Genomic DNA, 21,429 nt, shown 5'->3' on the forward strand with positions numbered 1-21,429 from the left:
TGCGCTGTATCATACCGCGCAACCCTACTAGAACAATTTTACAGCTGGAGTGAGTAATGCTGAAAAAAGATATGAATATCGCGGATTACGATCCACAACTATTTGCAGCAATTGAAGATGAAACGCGCCGCCAAGAAGAGCACATCGAACTCATTGCTTCAGAAAACTACACTAGTCCTCGTGTTATCGAAGCGCAAGGTACACAGCTAACTAACAAATATGCTGAAGGTTACCCTGGTAAGCGTTACTACGGTGGTTGTGAGCATGTAGATATTGTTGAAGAGCTTGCTATTTCTCGTGCAAAAGAGCTATTCGGCGCGACTTACGCAAACGTGCAGCCACACTCTGGTTCACAAGCTAACGCGGCCGTATTTATGGCACTGCTTCAAGGCGGCGATACCGTTCTTGGTATGAGCCTAGCGCACGGTGGTCACTTGACTCACGGTTCTCATGTAAGCTTCTCTGGTAAGCTATACAATGCAGTTCAGTACGGTATTGACGAAACAACAGGTAAGATTGATTACGCTGAAGTGGAACGTCTTGCTGTTGAGCATCAACCAAAGATGATTATTGCGGGCTTCAGCGCTTACTCTGGCATCATTGATTGGGGCAAGTTCCGCGAAATCGCTGACAAAGTTGGCGCATATTTATTTGTTGATATGGCTCACGTTGCCGGTCTAGTTGCAGCAGGTATCTACCCAAGCCCAATGCCACACGCACACGTTGTCACTACAACAACCCATAAGACGCTTGCAGGTCCTCGTGGTGGTTTGATTCTTTCTGCTATCAACGATGAAGATATCTACAAGAAGCTAAACTCTGCGGTATTCCCTGGTGGCCAAGGTGGTCCTTTAATGCACGTTATCGCTGCTAAAGCGGTTGCATTTAAAGAAGCACTAGACCCAGAGTTCACCACTTACCAAGAGCAAGTTGTTGTTAACGCTAAAGCAATGGCACGTACTTTCATCGAGCGTGGCTACGATGTGGTATCTGGCGGTACTGACAACCATCTGTTCTTGCTTGATTTAATCAGCAAAGATATCACTGGTAAAGATGCTGACGCTGCCCTAGGTAACGCTAACATCACAGTAAACAAAAACTCAGTGCCAAACGATCCTCGTTCACCATTTGTGACATCTGGTCTACGTATTGGTTCTCCAGCAATCACTCGTCGTGGTTTTGGTGAAGAAGAGTCAGTGTTACTGACTAACTGGATGTGTGACATCTTAGACGACATTTCAGATCTAGCCGTTAGCGAGCGCGTTAAGGCTCAGGTTCTAGAATTGTGCGCTAAGTTCCCTGTTTACGGTTAACCTTAAGGGTTAAATCAGGTAGACTCCAATGGCCGCATTTATGCGGCCATTTTTGTTTGTATTCAAGCATACTTTTGATTCGAGTCTACTTTCTGAGGTTTAGCTAAATCCAGTGAGTGAAACGACCTAATTTCTAACCGGAGGCTAAATGCATTGTCCATTTTGTAGCGCAACTGACACAAAAGTGATTGATTCGCGATTAGTCGCTGACGGCCACCAGGTGCGTCGACGTAGAGAGTGTGTTCAGTGTCACGAACGTTTTACTACTTTTGAAGGCGCGGAGTTAGTGATGCCGCGTGTGGTAAAGCAAGACGGTAGTCGCCAGCCTTTTGATGAAGAAAAGCTGCGTGGTGGCATGTTAAGAGCCGTAGAGAAAAGACCTGTATCAATGGATCAAATTGAGCAGGCATTGACTAAGATTAAATCGACTTTGCGCGCCACAGGTGAACGTGAAGTGAAATCTGAAATGATCGGTAACTTGATGATGGAACAGTTGGTTAACTTAGATAAAGTTGCCTATATTCGTTTTGCTTCAGTTTATCGCGCTTTTGAAGATGTTTCAGAGTTTGGCGACGCTATCGCTAAGCTGCAAAAATAACCTAGAAAGTAATCTAAGTGACAAGGGCGCAGTTCACGACTGGGCTCTCCATCAAATCAACAATCGGAATTGCCGCCATTATGTGGTCTAGCGAAGATAGTCAAATGATGAGCCTTGCCATTCAGTTGGCACAAAAAGGCATGTACACCACCCGTCCAAATCCTAGTGTAGGTAGCGTTATCGTTAAAGATGGCGTAATCGTCGGTGAAGGTTATCATATCCGTGCTGGTGGTCCTCATGCTGAAGTCTATGCGTTAAACATGGCTGGGGATGATGCTAAAGACGCTACTGCTTATGTCACGCTTGAGCCATGCAGCCATTATGGGCGCACTCCGCCTTGTGCTAAAGCATTAATAGAGCATGGTGTTAGTCGGGTGGTTATTGCTGTAACCGACCCTAATCCTGAGGTCTCTGGCCGCGGTATTGCTATGCTACGCGATGCAGGAATTCAAGTGGATGTTGGCTTGCTGACTGAAGAGGCAAAGCAGGTTAACTTGGGCTTTTTAAAACGCATGCAAATGGGGTTGCCTTGGGTAACAGTAAAGCTTGCAGCAAGTCTTGATGGCAAGACTGCATTATCAAATGGTGTGTCTAAGTGGATAACAGGCCCTGAAGCACGCAGCGATGTACAGCGACTTCGTGCGCGGCATTGTGCATTGGTTACTGGCGTTGAAACTATTCTCGCTGATGACCCAAGTCTTAATGTGCGTCATAGCGAGTTAGGCTGGTTGGCAAATCAACTCGCACCTGCTGAAATCCATCAACCGTTGCGTGTTGTCGTCGATACGCAAGCGCGTCTTGGTGCTGAGCTAAACTTATTTAAGCAAGCTTCGCCAGTGTTATTGGTGAGTAGCAAACCTTACCCTTCAAATGTTCAAGCAGCTTGGCCTGCACATATGTCGCAACAAGTATTACCAACCGTTAATGACCGCATAGACTTGCAGGCTTTGTTAACTCTACTGGGTAAAACGTGTAATTCTGTATTGATAGAAGCGGGAGCAACCTTGGCTGGCGCAGTGTTGAACCAAGGCTTGGCTGATGAATTAGTATTGTATCAAGCGATGAAGATTTTAGGCGGGCATGGGCGTAATTTACTTACGCTAGATGACTTCCAAACGATGTCAGACATCCCGCGAATCAACCTAATCGATGAACGTAAAGTGGGCAAAGATACCCGCTTAACGTTAAGAGTGAGTAATTAATCTATGTTTACTGGGATTATTGAGTCAGTTGGTCATTTAAGAAAAGTAGAACGTCGCGGTGACGACATTCGCTTAACCGTTGCCAGCGGCAAATTAGATTTATCAGACGTTAAACTGGGTGACAGTATTGCCACTAACGGCGTATGTCTAACCGTAGTCGAACTCATGAGCGATGGTTATGTAGCAGATATCTCTGCCGAAACCGTAAGTTTGACGGGTTTCTCTCATTATCAAGTAGGAAAAGCCGTTAACCTTGAAAAAGCGGTGACACCAACGACTCGTTTAGGCGGGCATATGGTAAGTGGCCACGTGGACGGTATTGCTCATGTGGACGATAGGCAATTTCGCGGTCAAGCTATTGAGTTTTGGTTATCTCCACCACCAGAGCTGGGGCGTTATATCGCCCATAAAGGCTCAATAACTATTGATGGTGTCAGCTTAACGGTTAACGAGGTGCAAGGGCATAAGTTTAGACTGACTATTGTGCCGCATACAGCTGGTGAAACTACGTTAGTGGATCTTAAAGCTGGTGAAAGCGTTAACATTGAAGTGGACTTAATTGCGAGACATTTAGAGCGTTTGATGAGCTATGGCAGTCAAGCGCAAGACAGTAAACCTAAGTCTGAAGTGACTATGGAACTGTTAGCTCGCTCAGGATTTTTAAGATAAATACTGGCTTAAGGCTGTTTTGGCGATTAAATTTGTCTTAATCAGCTTATATTAAGCGGAAGATACAAGAATAATCATTAATAACTCACTACAAGAGAGCATTGACCTCGATGCAAGTTGTTCATTGTAGTGGCAAAAAATAAAGGTCTGAACATGGCGTTACATAGTATAGAAGAGATCATCGAAGATATTCGTCTAGGTAAGATGGTCATCTTGATGGATGACGAAGACAGAGAAAATGAAGGCGACCTAATTATGGCTGCTGACATGGTGACGCCAGAAGCGGTGAACTTTATGGCTACTTTTGGTCGCGGCCTTATCTGCCAAACACTAACTAAAGCACGTTGTCAGCAATTGAACTTGCCGTTAATGGTAACTAACAATAACGCCCAGTTCTCGACGAACTTTACTGTTTCTATTGAAGCGGCTGAAGGGGTCACTACAGGTATCTCAGCGCAAGATCGTGCAGTAACTGTGCTTGCCGCTGTTGGTAAAGATGCTAAGCCTGCTGATATCGTGCAGCCAGGCCATATCTTCCCGTTGATGGCGCAAGAAGGCGGGGTACTTATCCGTGCAGGCCATACAGAAGCAGGTTGTGATTTAGCGCGTCTTGCTGGTTTTGAGCCATCATCAGTGATTGTTGAAATTTTAAATGACGACGGCACTATGGCGCGTCGTCCAGATCTAGAGATCTTCGCTGAGAAGCACGGTTTGAAGATGGGCACTATTGCTGACCTAATCGAATACCGCAACACAAAAGAGACCAGTGTTGTTCGTGAAGCAAAATGTAAGCTACCTACTCGCTTTGGTGAGTTTGAGATGCTGACTTATCGCGACACTATCGATAACCAATTGCATTATGTATTGGTTAAAGGTGAAGTGACCGAAAACACATTAGTGCGCGTTCACCTGCAAAACACCTTTAATGATCTATTGCACTCAGAGCGTGATCAGCAACGTAGCTGGCCGTTAGAAAAAGCAATGGAACGCATTAGTAATGAAGGCGGTGTACTTGTGTTATTGGGCAACCATGAACACAGCAGCGACATTCTTGCGAAAGTAAAAGCTTTTGAAGCGGAAGATAACGGTAGTACACCAGCTGCAGCACCTTGGAAAGGAACGTCTCGCCAAGTGGGTGTCGGCTCACAAATTTTGGCTGATGTTGGTGTGACGACTATGCGACTATTGAGCTCGCCAAAGCGTTACCACTCTCTTTCAGGCTTTGGCTTAGAAGTAACTGATTATATAGCAGAATAAATACTTGCCTCAGGTTGACTGTCAACTTGGGGCTTAAATTCACACTTTTCTTATTAATTGCATAGAGATCAGCGCGGAGTGCTGTGGTATCATACCGCCTCTTCCGTCCCTATGCAGGGTAATTAAGCTAATTTAGGTAAGATAAATGAACGTAGTTCAAGGTAATATCGAATCGAAAAACGCCAAAGTTGCGATCGTAGTTTCACGTTTTAACAGCTTTGTTGTTGATAGTTTGCTCGATGGCGCGGTTGACACTCTTAAGCGTTTTGGCCAAGTTGCAGATGAAAATATCACTGTAGTTAAAGTGCCTGGCGCTGTTGAACTGCCTCTTGCTGCGCGTCGTGTTGCGGCTAGCGGAAAATTTGACGGAATCATCGCACTAGGTGCGGTAATCCGTGGTGGTACACCTCATTTCGATTTTGTTGCAGGCGAATGTAATAAAGGTTTAGCTCAAGTTGCACTTGAGTTTGATATTCCTGTTTCATTCGGCGTTTTAACCACTGATACCATTGAACAAGCTATTGAGCGTTCGGGTACTAAAGCAGGTAACAAAGGCGGCGAAGCTGCACTTGGTCTGCTAGAAATGGTTAACGTTCTGCAAGCACTTGAAGAACAGCTGTAATTTAGGACAATTTAATGAAGCCTTCAGAGCGCCGTAAGGCCCGCCGTTTAGCCGTTCAGGCCATTTACTCATGGCAGCTAAGTGGTAACAATATTGCTGATGTTGAGCATGAGTTTCTAACTGAACAAGATGTTGCTGGCGTTGATATCGCTTACTTTCGTGAGCTTTTAGGCGGCGTTGCAACAAAGAAGAGTCAATTGGATGAGCTAATTACTCCATTCGTGACTCGTCCACTTGATGAAGTGGATCCAGTTGAAAAAGCGATTGTACGTATCGCAACTTATGAACTGACATTCCGCAAGGATGTGCCTTATAAGGTAGCGATTAACGAAGCTATCGAGCTTGCAAAAGCATTCGGCGCAGAAGATGGACATAAGTTTGTTAACGGCATTCTAGATAAGCTGGTAGCACGCAATAAATAATTGAAACGGCATCTTCGGATGCCGTTTTTGTTATATCTGGCTGGGAACTTATAATCGTCCGCGCATTAGCGCTTTGAGCAAAGCATGTGGTTTTCTTTATCTTTGCTAAAGCAACGGTCTGGTTTCTTACCGCAACCTCCTTGAACTCTCTCTTATATTTGTGATTGGTATTGTGAAAGAATTTCAATTAATCGAAAGTTTCTTTACTGGGCGCGCTCAGTCGCGCAAAGATGTTGTAATTGGTATTGGTGATGACTGCGCTATTGTGCAGCCAAACGCTAGTAAGTCTATAGCTATCTCTTGCGACACCTTAGTCGAGAATGTGCACTTTTTCCCCAATATGCCCGCCAAGGATCTTGGTTATAAATCATTAGCAGTAAACTTGTCAGATCTTGCATCAATGGGGGCTGAACCTGCGTGGATGACATTAGCGTTAACGCTACCAGATGTCGATGAGGGCTGGTTAGCTGAATTTAGTGAAGGCCTATTTGAAATCGCTGAATATTATGGTGTGGCGCTTATTGGCGGCGATACAACTCGTGGTCCGCGCGCAATTACCATTACTATCAATGGCCAATTACCAAAAGATGTTGGCTTAACCCGCCAAGGTGCTAAGAATGGTGATTGGATTTATGTTACAGGCAGTTTAGGTGACTCGGCGCTTGGCTTAGATATCTTGCGTAATAAAGCCACTGTAGATAGTGAAGACAGTGCTTACCTCGTTAATCGTCATTATAGGCCGACTCCACGAGTGCTTGCTGGCCAGTCGCTACGCACTATTGCATCAAGTGCGATTGATATCTCTGATGGCATAATGTCTGATATTCAGCATGTTATTAAAAGCTCACAAGTGGGGGCTGTAATTAATGTTGACCGTTTACCGCTTTCAGAGCAACTTAAACGCAATACTACTGCTGAAATGGCACTAAGCTACGCCCTAACCGGTGGCGAAGATTATGAGCTACTCTTTACCGTACCTGAGGCGCAAAAGGGCGCATTAGAGATAGCGTTGGCAGAAACAGGTGTACGCTTTACCCAAATAGGTCAGATCTGTACAGGTGGTCAGTTAACCTTATTAAACGACAACAAACCTTTTGAGCCAGTAAATTTAGGCTTTGAGCACTTTAATTAATGAACTTACTCTCTAAAGATGCAGCCTTAGCTAAGCTGTCATTAAAGAATCCTATTCACTTTTTAGCATTGGGATTTGGCACGGGGCTTGCCGCTAAAGCACCGGGTACTTTTGGAACTTTAGCTGCTATTCCGCTTTATCTATTAATGGCACCACTAAGTCTATCTTGGTATGTTACGTTGACTATGATTAGCGTGCTTGCAGGTTTTTATATTTGCGACAAAGCGTCTAAAGATATGGGTGTCCACGATCATGGCGCAATTGTTTGGGATGAAGTAGCTGGGCTATTGATAACCATGGTTGCCGCGCCTGTAGGTTGGCAATGGTTAGTCATTGGTTTTGCACTGTTTCGTTTTTTCGATATCTTAAAGCCGTGGCCGATTCGCTGGCTTGACGCTAAAGTTCATGGCGGTTTTGGTATTATGATTGATGACGTGCTTGCTGGTGTTTTCTCACTGTTATGCTTACAAGGTTTAGCTTACTACTTTGCTTAATCGAGTTAACTATCAGCATACAAAATGCAGAGCTAAGGCTCTGCATTTTTGTTTGAAGTTTATAAAATCATATTGTTGAATTTACTCATAGCACTCGCTTGCAGAATTAACTCAGAAGTAACTCTTTAGCGTTAGCTAAGGTATTGCTAGTAATAGTGTCGCCCCCGAGTAAGCGGGCTAACTCTTCAATACGTTGGGTCTTATCAAGCGCGATCATTGAAGTCTCGGTTTTACCGGCTTTACTGCTTTTATTGACAAACATATGCTGGTGACCATTACCGGCAACTTGTGGCAAATGGGTCACACAAAATACCTGCGTTGACTCGCCAAGGCTGCGCAGCATACGACCTACAACCGCAGCCGTTGGCCCTGAGATCCCCACATCCACTTCATCAAAAATTAGCGTCGGCGTAGAGACCTTTTTAGCAGTGATCACTTGAATACCTAAACCGATACGTGACAGCTCACCACCTGATGCAACCTTAGCAATAGGTTGTAATGGCTGCCCAGGGTTAGTTGAGACCATAAATTCAATGTTGTCACAGCCTGTTGGCGTAACGACAGCTTCGTTAAAGTTAACTGCAATGTTGAACTTACCTTTTGGCATGTTCAGCTCATGAATAGAATGAGTCACTTGTTTATCAAGTTCTTTAGCGTAGCGGCTACGGCTTTGGCTAAGCTTTTTTGCATGTTGTAAGTATGCATCTCGGCTAGCTTGTAACTCTTGCTTAATATCATCTAGCTTATCGTCGTCAGAGCCTAAATCGGCTAGTTCTTCTAATAAGGTTTGATGGTAACTATATAGCTCAATGCCGCTGACTTGATGCTTACGGGCTAACTGCATAGCTTTAGAGATCCGTTGCTCTAAGTGAGCAAAATATTCAGGATCGAGCTCTAAACCATCTAGATAGCGTTCGATTTCGCTACTGCTTTCTTGCACTTGAATTAGGGCATCGTTCAGCATTGACACCACATTGCCTAACTCTGGATCGTAATTTTCTAGATCTTGGCCTTGGCTAATACTGGTATTAAGCAGTGACTCAACGCTGCCTTCATCGCTTTCTTGCAGTATGTGTAGCTGGCTGCGACAAAGCTCAATTAACGCGGTGCTATTAGCAAGCTTTTTGTGTTCAGCCTCAATCGACTCAAATTCACCTTCAGTAATCGCAAATTCATTTAGTTCTTCAACTTGGTATTGCAAAAGTTGTTTACGAGCTAGGCGTTCTTGCTGTGACATCTGTAATTGGTGCAAGTGCTTCTCAATCGTCTTACATCTGTGATAGCTGGCAGTTACGCTATCGATAAGCATCTTATGGTTTGCATAGCTATCTAGCAGAGTCAGTTGATGCTCACTTTTAAGCATGGCATGGTGTGCATGCTGGCCGTGAATACCAATAAGTAGCTGTCCAAGTGCCTTGATTTGCGCAAGTGGTACTGGATTACCATTGATATAGGCTCGTGAACGTCCGTCGCTGCTTATTGTGCGACGTAAAATACATTCATCATCAAGTTCAAGATCGTTATCTTCAAGCCAGCGTTTAGCTGCTGGAGTATCATTTAATAAAAAACGGGCACTTACTTCGGCCTTAGTCGCATCAGGTCTAATAGCATTGGCGTCAGCACGATTACCTAAGCATAACCCGAGGGCATCGATAGCAATCGATTTACCCGCGCCTGTTTCACCAGTAATACTGGTCATGCCGGCTTTAAAATCTAGCTCTAGAAAACGCACAATAGCAAAGTTGTTGATACTGAGTTGGCAAAGCATAGTGATGTCCTTTTCAAAACACTGTATAACTACACAGTATATACTGTTTATCTATACAGTAAATACCTGGTTGATAAATCCATTGAGGTTTATCACGTTTTCATTTTTACATTGCTTGGGCTTTTAGGTGAATTTCGTTATGGCTATGTATTGCTATATTGTCGATTCAACCAAATTTTTATTGGCTATTTAAAGCTGTTTTATATCACGCTTTATGAGTGTAGGGATAAAAGGTTGGATTTTCAAAAATTGAAAACTTGTGCTTAATTTTAATTAGAGAGGGATTGCCAAATAGCACTGCTGTGGTTAGTTTTTGAATGAAAGCACCAAGTATTTTTTGTTTGGTGCTACAAAATGACGTGCTCTAAGCGGTAGTTTCACAGTTACCAATCGCCAACCGCGGGTCTCAAGGCATGTGTCTACGGTGGGCAACGGGAACCACTTTTTTGGATATGACTTGTCGTTAAGAATAACGATGTTCTAAAGAAAAAAGTTCTTACCTATAAGCGCTTAATCAACTCGCCCTTTGCATTTATCTAATGCTGATTGATAATACTCTTGGTAGTTAATTGTTAAGAGCTCATCTTCCACGTAAAGCTGCCTCACCACATTGTCGCAACGCTGAATGATTTCTTTTACCTGAACAACGCCATAGCGCCTTGGCCAAACGTAAGTCAACGACTTGATAATGTTTAAGCATACCGTTTTTAGCAGTGGTGCAGTTTCGTTAATGACCAAATAGGTTTCTAATAAAGTGACCTTATCAAGGTCGCCATTTTTAACCATAAGATACTGCTCTTTTAACCAGCTTTTTTTATCTTCATTATGGCTTTTTAAGCCTTCTAACATGGACACTTTGCTGGCAAAAATAATTTGGTTACTTTCATAGCCTAGGTTTTGACTGCACCAGCTTATAGCTTGGTTAAACTCATTTTCAACACTCATGATATTAAGCAACCAAGCGTAGTGATAGGTGGCGTAAAAGTGCTGAAAGCACTCTTTGTTGTGCAGGTTCTTAAGTAGGCTGATTGCTGAACGGTAAAAACCTAACTCCATTGAAATATGCGCTTTAATCAGCTCAATTTCGTGGGTAATAGCTTCATTTTCGGTGCCAATAACTGAGCGAAGGTGGTGTTTAGCTTCCTCTAATAGCGCCGCTTTATTCGTAGCAAAGCGTGCTTGATACAAGATCACACGGATTAAGCTGAGCTTACTGTAGTCATTATTGCGGTATGTATCTTTATTGATCTCAAGGTACAAACGATAACGTGCGAGTGCTTGTGCATAGTCTTCAACTGACAAGCATAAATTGACGATAATTAACTCTCGTTCTGAGTTGCCGGGTACAATTTGACTTGCGAGCTCTAAATGTGAAATGGCAGCAGGTATATCACTGTCTTTAAGCTTGATATAGGCAGCTTCAGTCTTTACCTGTGTATCGTTTGGAGAAGCGATTAACAGCTGGTTTATTATCTTTTCGGCTTCAGTAATTTGGCCTAAGTTCGCCAATGAGTTGGCTAAACCTACTTTGGCCCAATCTAAATCTTTTTTAGCTAGAGTTGACTGATAAACGGATTTTGCCTGTTCGTGGCGCTGTAAAATTGTTAAGAAAACACCACGAAATCGTTCAATCACAAAGTAGTATTCAGGATGAAATGGTGCCATTTCATCGCAAAGTTGTAAGCCTTGCTCTGCATCAAGTAATCGCTCTGCTGCATAAAGGCCTGCTAGTTTATGTCTGCGACGTATCGCCATCGATAAACGTTGCTTTAGCGTAATAGCATTAAACGGTTTTAAAAGGTATTCATCGGGTTTTAGCTCGATGATAGGCCGTACTGTGGCGGCTGAATTATCTCCGGTGACCAAAACAAATACTGATTCATCAGTAAGCAATTTCAAGTGCTTAAACTCTTCAAATAGCTGCTTACCATTCATCCCCGTACCAAAGTTAAAGTCACAAATGATCACATCAAATTGTTTGTTTGATGCAAGATCGAGTGCCAATTTGGCAGACTTAGCTGTGAGGACGTTAACTTCTAAGAATCCTAGTTTGACCAACATGCTCTTAATGGTGAATAAAAAAGTTGGTGCGTCATCGATAACTAGGAGTTTAAGAGTTTGAAAAGATTGCATCGCTATTTTGATCCAAACGAATAATGAGTTTGTTCGCTTAGCTATAGCTAAGCGAGAAAAGTGGATTGTTATTGGCAGAGATCTACGCCGCCAGCCATGGGTTTAGTCATAATCAGTTTTATTGTCATTTTCATGACTAAGCTGATAATTTTGATTAGCACAATATGTTCAATTGAGTTGTGTACTAAGCCAGCTATTGATGGCATTAACGACGTTATCTATTTCTTTATTAAGTGCTGAAATAGCTGTAGGTGTATTAATTTCGGTGACGGTTTCACAATGCTCTGCCGCTGCTGCAAGTTGGCTTAACCCAAGTGCATTTGCTGCGCCCTTAATGCGATGCCCTAATGCTTGCAGTGGTATTTCGGCTGTTGCAATTTGTTGCTTGTCAGCGAGTAACGAGTCTCTAACTATTGCTGACAGCTCTAACTGCTCTTCGTCGCTATATTCGCTTAACCATTCCAACTTGTCTTGATTTGCATCTGGGAAAACCTCAATGCAGTATCGACTAACCGTCTCTTTTAAAAGAGTGAAGGGATAGGGCTTATACATGACTTCGGTCATGCCAGCATCATTGGCTTTTTCAGCCACTAAGCGTGAGTCTTCAGCTGTGCAGCCTATTATAGGTAAGTCAGCAAAATCAGGCCTTGCACGTAATTTTCGTACGAGTTCATAGCCATTTAAATTAGGCATATGACAATCTGTTATAAGCATACTAACGCTGTTACGATTAGCTGATAAATACAGCAATGCTTCTATACCGTCATTAACAGTTACAACATCTACTCCCAGTTTTTTCAGCTGTTGTTGGAATAAAAATCGATTAATTGGATCGTCGTCAGCCACAACGACCGTGCCACTGTACTGGTTGCTGGCGGCGGAAGATTGTAAGGCTTGATTATTGTTTTTTAATAGCACTTGTCTTAACAGCAGATCGGGATAAATGTTGGTTGTAGACGAGGTTGATGAGATCTGATTATGACTCGTCTGTAGTTTGATCCCCCAAGCTTTTAACCAATTATTAATCATTTCATCATGACTCTGTGCATCAGCAATTAATACTTCATTTAGCGTAGAGAACATTGTTGGCAGCTGCACATTAACTTGAGTGCCTTGGTTAAGCTTACTGTTTACTGTAATTTGGCCGTTCATAAGCTCCACTAAATGCTGCACAATTGACATGCCTAACCCTGTTCCGCCATATTTTCGGTTAATACTGGCATCGGCTTGAATAAATGGTTGAAACAATGTTTTTTGTTGCTCTGTGCTCATGCCACAGCCGCTGTCTTCAACGGTCAGCAGTAGCGCTTCTGGTGTATTGCTAACGATGACTTTAATAAAGCCTTGCTGGGTAAACTTAATCGAGTTACTCACTAAATTATTAATAACCTGACTTAAACGCATCCAGTCTAGTGTTGCGTAACATTGAGAGGTTGGTTGCCAATCAAGAATAAAATTGATTCTTTTGCTTTGAGCACTGGCTTCAAGCAACCTCAATGTAGTACCAATCTCGTTAAATATATTACCGGAATATAAATCGAGCTGTAGCTGATCTGCTTCCATTTTCGAGAAGTCTAAAATGTCGTTAACAAGCCCCTTTAATCTATCTGCAGAAGACAGCGCGTTACTCATTAACTCTTTGTTCTTTGCCGATTTTAATTCAGGATTCAATAGTTCCATTAAGCCAATCATAGCAGCGAGTGGTGTTCTTAGCTCGTGGCTAATAATCGCTAAAAATGACTCGCGTGCTTTTAATGCGTCGACGGCTTGTCGTTGTGATCGCTTAAGCTGCTCTTTACGTTGTTTTAGCTCTGTAAAGTCTGCAAATACAGTGATGTGATACTGGTGCCCGTCGTTGTAGTGAACGATTTCACGCGAAACACGATAGTATTTACCATCAATTGTGCAGTCATTTTTACCTATGTGTAGGATCTCGTTTTTGATGTCAGGGCCAGTAGAATTAATGACATCTAGAAACGAGCATGCAGTCCCGTTGGCAATACAGTTATTGTTCACACAACTCTTGAAACAATCGTTGTAAGCCTTGTTAGATAGTAGGGCTTTACCGTTTGAATCGGAGATCAGCACCATTCCCGGAAAACTATTTAATACGCTAGTTAGCCACTGCATTTGGTCGTGATTTTTTTTACTACTTGCGCGAGCTTCTGTTAAGTAGCCTTTTAGTTTTTTGTTCCATAACAGACCTGCCGATATCACAATTAAAATAAGTACGAGTAGGGATAAAACTGTGCTTTTAGTCTGCTTTTTATCATAGCCATATTGAGTATTAATCTTTTTATGATTCTGTACAGCAAGATCAATTTCATTTTTTGTGGTTACGTCGATAGCCACGTTAAGCATATTTCTTAGAGCATGAGACTCTGAGTTAAGTTTAATGCCTAGCTGACTTATTGGTGTGCTGTCATTATTAATCAGTTCAAAGTCTGTTTCATCACCGTAATATAAATAATGTTCAGCTATGCTGTCTGGAATATATGCATGGGTGATAACACCTTGCTCAATATCTTTTTTTAATACTGAAAAATCAGAATAAACTGCTAAATCAATACCTTTAAATTTGTCTGTTTCTAGAACGGATAAATGAGTCGTGCGGTCTAAAATAGCGATTTTAGGTTGTTTGTATTGTTGGGTCGTACGAATGTAGGACCATTTTATACTATGGAATGCATCGGTAGTTGTAAGCTTATTATAGGTATCATTCGCTGCGATAAAGCGTCCTGGAATAAGATCGACTTCAGCTTCTTCTAGCATCAAATCGACATCACGACCATTAGGATAGACATACTCGAGATTTAGCCCTGTTTTTAGAGCAAATATTTTCATGACATCATGTATGTAACCACTAATTTCACTGCTGCCTTCTTGTCTATAAGATAAAGGGTAGAGATCTTCTTCTATCGTATAGCGAATCGACTTTCTGCCGTATTGTTGATAAATACTTTCAATGGTCAACTCATTATGCAACATACTCAAGTTGCTAAAGTTAAATGGATTGATGACTTTAGCTTGCTGATACTGCAGTTGATATTGATTGAGGATCCCCATCAAAATCGCATTGTCTTTAGCTGTAATAAATGAGGACAAAATCGGTTTAGTATTTTCATTAAACACTATATCGCCTAGCCAATCGCCAACTGCAACGGTTTGATAGTAATGATGTACAGCGCCAAAGTGGATCATTGCACTGTCGGCTTTGCCTGTAGACAGGTGATGGATAAGGTTATCCAATGAATCGACTTTAGTTAGTTTTTTATAGCCGTTTTCAGCTGTCGCGGCACAGGAAAATGATCCATCAACACAAACCCAGTGCATGTCTTGCGCAGAGGTATTGCGATAGCTTGAATTGCGTAACCACTGTAGTTTGTAATTTTCAAAAACAGGCGTAGAAAAGAGCAAGTTTTTTTTACGCTGAGCTGTAGGTGTAAAACCTAAAGAAAGATCTGCTTCACCTGAAGATACAGCTTGATGCAGTGAACTTAAGCTATCGTAACCTTTGAATTCTATTGCAATATTTAAAACACGGCCGAGTTCTTGTAAGTATTGAGCATAGACGCCTTCTGTATCTGGCTCATCGATATTCCAGTGTGTGCGTAACCCGGTGTTAGGCATTGCGACAATGAGTGTTTTTTTCTGTTCGAGAAACGTCTTCTCTTGTGAATTAAGAGTAAAAGATTGCGCCATTGGTGAGATAAATAAAACGATGGTAAACAGCAGAAAAGAAACAAACTTTGTCATTTTTTGAGCAGTGAATAAAAAAAGGTGGCGAATAATAATCTACAAATTACTTTTTGACCAATTTATTTTTGTCATTCTTTGGGGTTGGTAAAATCTGATATATCGCCCTGATTATATTAGCGTAATAGAGGCTACATAAAGGTTGGGTTAGTTGTTTTTTAGGCGGATATTTGTTGCATAATTGCTGCTTAAAACAACACCTTTATAAAGCGATTCCTAATGTAGTAAAAATCGTTCTAATAATGGCAATGTGATAAAGGTGATAATCGTGCCTAATAAGATCCCTTGCGCACTTGTTATCACTTGAGTTTGATAACGTTGAGCGAGTAAGTAAACACTTGCTGCTGTTGGTAACGCAGCCAAAATAACCCCCATAGCTATCAATTGCGCTTCAACATTTAAAGATAGCATCAATATGTAGGTAAAGGCTGGTTGAGCCACCAACTTAATAAGGTTAATACTACTGATATCGAATGCTTGTTTAGCGCTTATAAACTGTGGTGATGTTTGATACTGGCCCGACTTAGCTAACACCATACCAATAGCAAATAACGCACAGGGGCTGGATGTCATTCCTAATTGGCGGATCATTAACGCAAAGCTATCGGGTAAGGTGATGCCTATTGCTGAGATTGCGATCCCCAAAAGGCTACCGACAACAATCGGGTTTTTTACTAAAGCTAAGCTAATAATTTTGGCTGCGCTGCTTTGTTGAGTCTTATTGATCATTTCTAGTGATACTAAGGCAACGGCAAAGATTAACACCGAAAGCAAACTGGCGATGGCGGCAGCGGCAAGTGCAATTTGTTCGCCAGGAAATATCATCGCCATTAGAGGAATACCGATAAATGCGGTATTTCCAAATGTGGCGTTAAGGGCACGCATTGTTGCAATTGCAGTTTGCTGAGGGTTAAAGAGTAATGACACGATAAAGGTGACTACGTAGCTCATTAACATCGCTACACTGAACCCCGCTATATAACCCCAATGCAAAATATCATTGATAGGAGTTTGAGCTAAGGTGATCAACATGATGGCTGGAAAGGCAATATAATACACATATTGATTGAGTACTTGATCGGTTTCAGTTGGCAACAGTTTGGCTTTTTGCACTAGAGTGCCTAAAAGCATGATACCGAATACGGCAAGTAGTGGCGTTAGTATCGCTGGCATACGTCTATAAAATATCGATTTTTTTAGTAAAGGGATGCTAATAACATTGAGCTAGCACACTATCATAATTATGCTTTGGTATACTATAGAGGCTCTATTATTACTGGGTTTTATTGTTTTAACGCTAAGGTCAATTATTGATGAGTACCAACTTTGGTTTGGAATTACAGCTGATTTACCAATTTGTGCATCTAGTTAATGCGGGCAGCTTTTCTCAAGCAGCTAAAGAGCTTGATATGCCTATTGCGACAGTTAGTCGAAAATTGACCAAGTTAGAAACGGTATTAGATAAGCAACTGCTGATGAGGAATACTCGTAAATTGAGACTGACTGAAGAGGGGATTGCGTTGTTTCAGCAGTACCAGTCTATTGTTGCTCAATTTGACAGTATCAGTGGAGCAACGGTAGATAAGCCTGAAGGTACGCTACGTATTGCAGCGCCAGTATCTATTGTCTCAATGATTTTTATAAAAACATTAAATGAGTTTTGCGAAACTTACCCAGATATTCAATTGCATATTGCTCAGAACAATAACGTAATAGATTTAATTGATGAAGGCGTTGATGTCGCGATTGTTGGCGGAACTCAGCCAGATTCTTCTTGGATCTCAAGCTCTTTAGGTGTACTCAATTACGGCCTCTTTGCATCGCCGCAATATATTGCTAGGGCTGCTAAGTTAACGCATCCGAGTGAACTTGAGCTGCATGATTTAATAAAAGTGTGGCCTTTGTATAACTGGTCGTTAAAGCATCCTAATGGAGAGTCCTTCTATTACGATGGTAACGCTAAACTGACCTTAAGTGATTTACACGGTGCTGTAGAGGCAACTGTAGATAACGGCGGCATTCTTTACGGTCCGGAGTTATTTGTCAAAAAGCAGTTAGCGACTGGACAGCTGCAAATGTTGTTACCAGAGTGGATTGGTGAAAAAAGACGAATTTCAATTTTGTACCATCAGCGCAGTCATCAACCATTAAAAGTAAAACTGTTTATTGAGTTTATGCAGTCTAAGGCAGAAAGCTTGTTTTCAATGTATAGCTGAGTTATAGCAATCAGTATAAGAAGTTGATCTACTCAGAGCGTTTTTGGCAACTAATTCAAGGCGAATAGCGGAAGTAATGGCGATTCCCTTACGAGGCTATTTAACGCAGAAGTAGGCAGCCAAAAACGCTCCAGAATGGCGAGTTTTAGCGATTCTGATGCTGCGACTTTTTACAAACAAAGAGTGCGCTTAACCGTAGAATAACTATGCTCTTCACTCGCTGCGAGCGGCATGGATGCAGCGAATGTCATTAAAGCAGGAGCACTTAATGACCTTGCCTCAGAAGCGCTAAATTCTCGCTGAGCGACCAAATCTTTATACTGATTGGTATTATTACTTGTTTTGATTTTTACAGACATTAAAAAAGCGCATTGGATTAACCGCAATGCGCTTTAGTTTAAAATTAACTGTAGCTAACTGGCTTGAACTTATTTACTGGCTTCAATACCGATATTTGATACACCAATCTCTACGATTTCACGGCGTAACTCTTTAATAAAGTCAGCCTTCATATGGAGATTGTCTTCAATGATATCTAAAAGAGAGCTTTGCATCTCTTTTTCTTCTTGCATCACTTCATGAGCAAAGATGTAATCATCGAGTGCGTCTTCATTATCAAACTCTTGCTCACAGGTTGCTTCAATATAGTTTGCAACTGTGGCTGAAGAGAGTTTACTGATATTGACGATATCTTCTTCAACTTTACTTTGTAGCGCACTGATAAGTGAAGTGAGTGCGACAACGGCGTCCATCGCAGGGTAGACACCATATACATCAAAGTCAGCCGGTTCTGGTGTGTTAGCCTCAAGTCGTTCAAGGTAAATATCAATATTCAGTTTTAGCTTGTTGTCGTACATCGACTGCCAAAGTAGATTTAGCAAAGTGTCGAGTACTTTAGGATCGCCAAATTCGCATACTTCAGAGAAAAGCTGATAATTAGGCAGCATGCGTTGGCATAGGGCAACCGCAAAAAGCTTCTTCTGAGGCAACTCTAGTGCTTTTAGGCGTTTAAAAAATCCCTGTTTGTTTGTCATCTTATATATCCACTGATAGCTGGGAGATCACTTGATTAGCGGCAGATTCTACCTTAGTTAACTCATCAAGTAACTCTAGTATTTCCGGTTCTACATCTTCGACTGTATCGCCACGCTTAAGTCCTGACTCGATTTGCTGGCAAAGCATTTGCGTTGTTGGTACGCCGCAGTAACAGCAGGCACCGTGCAGTTTATGAATGCAGGCTAGCATTTTGTCGTTATCTGTTGTGTTGAGCGCGTGTTCTATGTGCTCTACGGTTTCAGGTAATGACTTTAATAACATCTTAAGCATATCCAGAGCTAAGTCTGGTTTGTTATTCGCCTGGGTCAAGCATAAATCCCAATTCAATGTGCGTTGGTCAAAATGGGTGAATTTAGGTCTTGTTTTCCAACGGGTGATTACGCCTTTTAGTGCTGCTTCATCTATTGGTTTTGGTAAGTAGCCATCCATGCCACTTGAAGATATACGCTCTCGCTCTTCTGCTATCGCATGTGCGGTAACGGCAATGATCGGTGTATTACGGTTCGCTGAGTTGCTACGGATCTGTTTGGTGGCGTTAATACCATCAGTTCCCGGCATTTGAATATCCATAAATATCAGGTCGTAACTGCGCTCTTTAGCCAGTTTTACGGCTAGATCACCATTGTTTGCTACTTGGACCTGTGTGACTAATTCTTTTAGTAGTGTGTCGATCAACTTGAGGTTGGCAGGATTATCGTCAACAGCAAGTACACTTAAGTTTTCTAAAGTTGCAGGTGCCGTTATTGGTGCTAAAGGCATAAGGTTGTCATGCATTGAAGCTGAATGTGGGTCGAGTAATGAACTCGATAGTAGCTTTTCACCAACCGGCATAGATATTTGTTTATCTACATGCGGCCTAAGTTGTGAGAAGACCTCTTCATGCTCGATACAATCAGAGATCAATAGCAAGTAATTCACCTTAGGTTTAACGAGCTTTAATAATCTTGCTGGTTCATCTGTTTTAGTAATGGCTTGGCAACTCATTAGCGCAAAGTCAAAAATGAAATTTGATTGAGTGCTGATAAATTCAAGTTGCTTAGTATTTTGAATCAAGGTGACTTTTAGGCCCCAACGCTGCAACATACGTTCGATAGCGTTTTGGGTAAGGTTATTTGCACCCATTAAGATAATACTCTTACCTTCTAGTGTTGCTAAAGGTAGAGCGTCATTAATTGGATATTGGCTAATATTCAGCGGCAAGGTAAACCAGAAGGTCGAGCCTTGGTTCGGTTCGGAGTAGCATCCAATTTGGCCACTCATACGATTAACCAATCTTTTAGTAATGACCAAGCCAAGTCCGGTTCCACCAAAACGACGCGATATTGAGGAGTCAGCTTGTCCAAAAGCTTGGAATAATGATGACTGTTGTTGTTCATCAATACCAATACCGCTATCTATGACTTCAAAGCGAAGATGAACTTTACCTTCTTTAATTTCTTCAAATTGTAGCTTGAGCTGCACGCTGCCTTTATCGGTAAATTTAATTGCATTACCGACTAAGTTAGTAATAATTTGGCTAAAGCGCATCGCATCGCCAGTGACGTCCTCTGGAATACGTGAATCAACATCTATAACGAGTTCCAGCTCTTTTTCTCGGGCGCTGCTTGATAATAAGGTTACGGTTTCTTCAATAGTTTCGCGCAGTGAGAATGGAATGTTTTCCAGTACCATTTTACCGGCTTCAAGTTTGGAGAAGTCGAGAATATCGTTAATGATACTCAGTAGGTTGGTGGCACTGCGCTCGATGGTACGAATATAATCTTGTTGACTAGAATGTAGCGGCGTCTTTAATAACTGCTTGGCAAAGCCTATCACCCCATTAAGCGGCGTTCTAAGTTCGTGGGACATATTCGCTAAGAACTCAGATTTGATCCGACTGGCTTCTTGAGCACGCTTTTTAGCCATATCCAGTTCAACGTTTTGGATTTCAATTTGCTCTAGCGTCTCCCGTAAGTCGGAGGTAGCCTGATCGATGTTTTGTTGCATCTCATCATGGTATTCTGACAACGACCCCGCCATGGCATTAATACCACGCTTCAGCAGGTCGAGCTCACCGATTAAGTTGCCTGTAAGGCGAGTATCCAGTTTACCTTCACGAATTTTAGCTACGACCCTGACCATTTCAGTAATTGGCTGGGTGACGTTTTTAACTAAGCGGAAGGTGAAAAACAGATTTAGTTGTACGCCAATGAGTACAATAATAAATGCAGCAACAGCAGCTCGATGCTGCTGGAGTAAAGCATTTTCTTTATTAATAAGAATGGCAATGTAGCCAATTTTTATTACATCGGTACCAGCTTGTTGGCTGCCACCAAAACCTTGCACCGGCGCATTACTACTTTTGAAAATAGGGCTGCGCAAAATCATACTATCACCGACTTGCTCAAGCTGTGTCCGCAGCATTGAATCTAAGGGTTTATCAAAACGCATGACTTCGTGATTTTTATAGTGATGTGAGGTCACCACAACGCGGTTATCTTCATCAAAGATGGCAATAAACTGTACTAAAGAGGCTTTATTTAATTGTGCAGAGGTAATTAGACGTTTGGTGGTTTCAAAATCTTTGCTTTCAAGACCCACTTCAGCAGCGATGGCAAGGGGCTCAATGATATTACTTGCTTGTTCTATGAGCGTATCTTCGAGTTCATAGAATCTATTTATGGTAAAATAGCCACCCAATAAAATCCCCACTAAAATAGTTGGGGCTAACGCCAATACCAGAACCCATGATCTTAGGCTGTATTTGGTCATATTGTTGGCATCATTCATTCTGTGTATGGGTTACCATTAA

The 21,429-nt window shown here is 42.0% G+C and carries 17 protein-coding genes; 10 read left to right on the forward strand and 7 right to left on the reverse strand.

Annotated features, from left to right (window positions below; genetic code table 11):
• Window positions 1–56: 56 nt before the first annotated feature.
• The 9 genes from glyA (at window position 57) to AB4298_RS08920 (ending at window position 7,709) form a co-directional block, all read left to right on the forward strand.
• Window positions 57–1,313, forward strand: coding sequence for a serine hydroxymethyltransferase (glyA, locus tag AB4298_RS08880; RefSeq protein ID WP_220781093.1), 1,257 nt, complete (start codon window positions 57–59; stop codon window positions 1,311–1,313).
• A 148-nt stretch (window positions 1,314–1,461) separates the two neighbouring features.
• A complete protein-coding gene (gene nrdR / locus AB4298_RS08885; RefSeq protein WP_249000347.1) occupies window positions 1,462–1,911 on the forward strand; it encodes a transcriptional regulator NrdR in 450 nt (149 codons plus the stop codon).
• A gap of 80 nt (window positions 1,912–1,991) precedes the next feature.
• On the forward strand, window positions 1,992–3,113 hold the full coding sequence (ribD, locus tag AB4298_RS08890) for a bifunctional diaminohydroxyphosphoribosylaminopyrimidine deaminase/5-amino-6-(5-phosphoribosylamino)uracil reductase RibD (RefSeq protein ID WP_371986383.1): 1,122 nt from the start codon (window positions 1,992–1,994) through the stop codon (window positions 3,111–3,113).
• A 3-nt stretch (window positions 3,114–3,116) separates the two neighbouring features.
• A complete protein-coding gene (locus AB4298_RS08895) occupies window positions 3,117–3,782 on the forward strand; it encodes a riboflavin synthase (RefSeq protein WP_371986384.1) in 666 nt (221 codons plus the stop codon).
• A gap of 153 nt (window positions 3,783–3,935) precedes the next feature.
• Window positions 3,936–5,039: a bifunctional 3,4-dihydroxy-2-butanone-4-phosphate synthase/GTP cyclohydrolase II gene (ribBA, locus tag AB4298_RS08900; RefSeq protein ID WP_249000344.1), complete on the forward strand. Its 1,104-nt coding sequence runs from the start codon at window positions 3,936–3,938 to the stop codon at window positions 5,037–5,039.
• A gap of 145 nt (window positions 5,040–5,184) precedes the next feature.
• On the forward strand, window positions 5,185–5,661 hold the full coding sequence (gene ribH, locus AB4298_RS08905; RefSeq protein ID WP_012154420.1) for a 6,7-dimethyl-8-ribityllumazine synthase: 477 nt from the start codon (window positions 5,185–5,187) through the stop codon (window positions 5,659–5,661).
• Window positions 5,662–5,675: 14 nt separating this feature from the next.
• A complete protein-coding gene (nusB, locus tag AB4298_RS08910) occupies window positions 5,676–6,083 on the forward strand; it encodes a transcription antitermination factor NusB (protein ID WP_012154421.1) in 408 nt (135 codons plus the stop codon).
• A 172-nt stretch (window positions 6,084–6,255) separates the two neighbouring features.
• Window positions 6,256–7,215 (forward strand): thiamine-phosphate kinase, encoded by a 960-nt coding sequence (thiL, locus tag AB4298_RS08915; protein WP_371986386.1) that lies wholly within the window; start codon window positions 6,256–6,258, stop codon window positions 7,213–7,215.
• On the forward strand, window positions 7,215–7,709 hold the full coding sequence (locus tag AB4298_RS08920) for a phosphatidylglycerophosphatase A family protein (protein WP_371986387.1): 495 nt from the start codon (window positions 7,215–7,217) through the stop codon (window positions 7,707–7,709). Before thiL ends, AB4298_RS08920 begins: the two co-directional genes overlap by 1 nt.
• A 106-nt stretch (window positions 7,710–7,815) precedes the next feature.
• Here AB4298_RS08920 and recN read toward each other — a convergent pair whose 3' ends face one another.
• The 4 genes from recN to AB4298_RS08940 all read right to left on the reverse strand — a co-directional run bounded on the left by recN (window position 7,816) and on the right by AB4298_RS08940 (window position 16,539).
• Window positions 7,816–9,477, reverse strand: a complete 1,662-nt coding sequence (gene recN / locus AB4298_RS08925) for a DNA repair protein RecN (RefSeq protein ID WP_249000341.1) — start codon at window positions 9,475–9,477, stop codon at window positions 7,816–7,818.
• 510 nt (window positions 9,478–9,987) lie between these two features.
• Window positions 9,988–11,610, reverse strand: a complete 1,623-nt coding sequence (locus tag AB4298_RS08930; RefSeq protein ID WP_371986389.1) for a response regulator — start codon at window positions 11,608–11,610, stop codon at window positions 9,988–9,990.
• 168 nt (window positions 11,611–11,778) lie between these two features.
• Window positions 11,779–15,366, reverse strand: coding sequence for an ATP-binding protein (locus AB4298_RS08935; protein WP_371986390.1), 3,588 nt, complete (start codon window positions 15,364–15,366; stop codon window positions 11,779–11,781).
• A gap of 216 nt (window positions 15,367–15,582) precedes the next feature.
• Window positions 15,583–16,539 (reverse strand): AEC family transporter, encoded by a 957-nt coding sequence (locus tag AB4298_RS08940; protein WP_249000338.1) that lies wholly within the window; start codon window positions 16,537–16,539, stop codon window positions 15,583–15,585.
• Window positions 16,540–16,679: 140 nt separating this feature from the next.
• Between AB4298_RS08940 and AB4298_RS08945 the strand changes: the two genes are divergently transcribed.
• A complete protein-coding gene (locus tag AB4298_RS08945; RefSeq protein WP_249000337.1) occupies window positions 16,680–17,582 on the forward strand; it encodes a LysR family transcriptional regulator in 903 nt (300 codons plus the stop codon).
• A 170-nt stretch (window positions 17,583–17,752) separates the two neighbouring features.
• Here AB4298_RS08945 and AB4298_RS08950 read toward each other — a convergent pair whose 3' ends face one another.
• The 3 genes from AB4298_RS08950 to barA all read right to left on the reverse strand — a co-directional run bounded on the left by AB4298_RS08950 (window position 17,753) and on the right by barA (window position 21,389).
• A complete protein-coding gene (locus tag AB4298_RS08950; RefSeq protein WP_249000336.1) occupies window positions 17,753–17,941 on the reverse strand; it encodes a hypothetical protein in 189 nt (62 codons plus the stop codon).
• Between the two features lie 69 nt (window positions 17,942–18,010).
• On the reverse strand, window positions 18,011–18,616 hold the full coding sequence (locus tag AB4298_RS08955) for a YjaG family protein (protein ID WP_249000335.1): 606 nt from the start codon (window positions 18,614–18,616) through the stop codon (window positions 18,011–18,013).
• 1 nt (window position 18,617) lies between these two features.
• Window positions 18,618–21,389, reverse strand: coding sequence for a two-component sensor histidine kinase BarA (gene barA / locus AB4298_RS08960; RefSeq protein WP_428848536.1), 2,772 nt, complete (start codon window positions 21,387–21,389; stop codon window positions 18,618–18,620).
• Window positions 21,390–21,429: the final 40 nt, after the last annotated feature.

Source organism: Shewanella sp. 10N.261.52.F9, from assembly GCF_041471165.1.
Lineage (GTDB): Bacteria > Pseudomonadota > Gammaproteobacteria > Enterobacterales > Shewanellaceae > Shewanella > Shewanella marinintestina.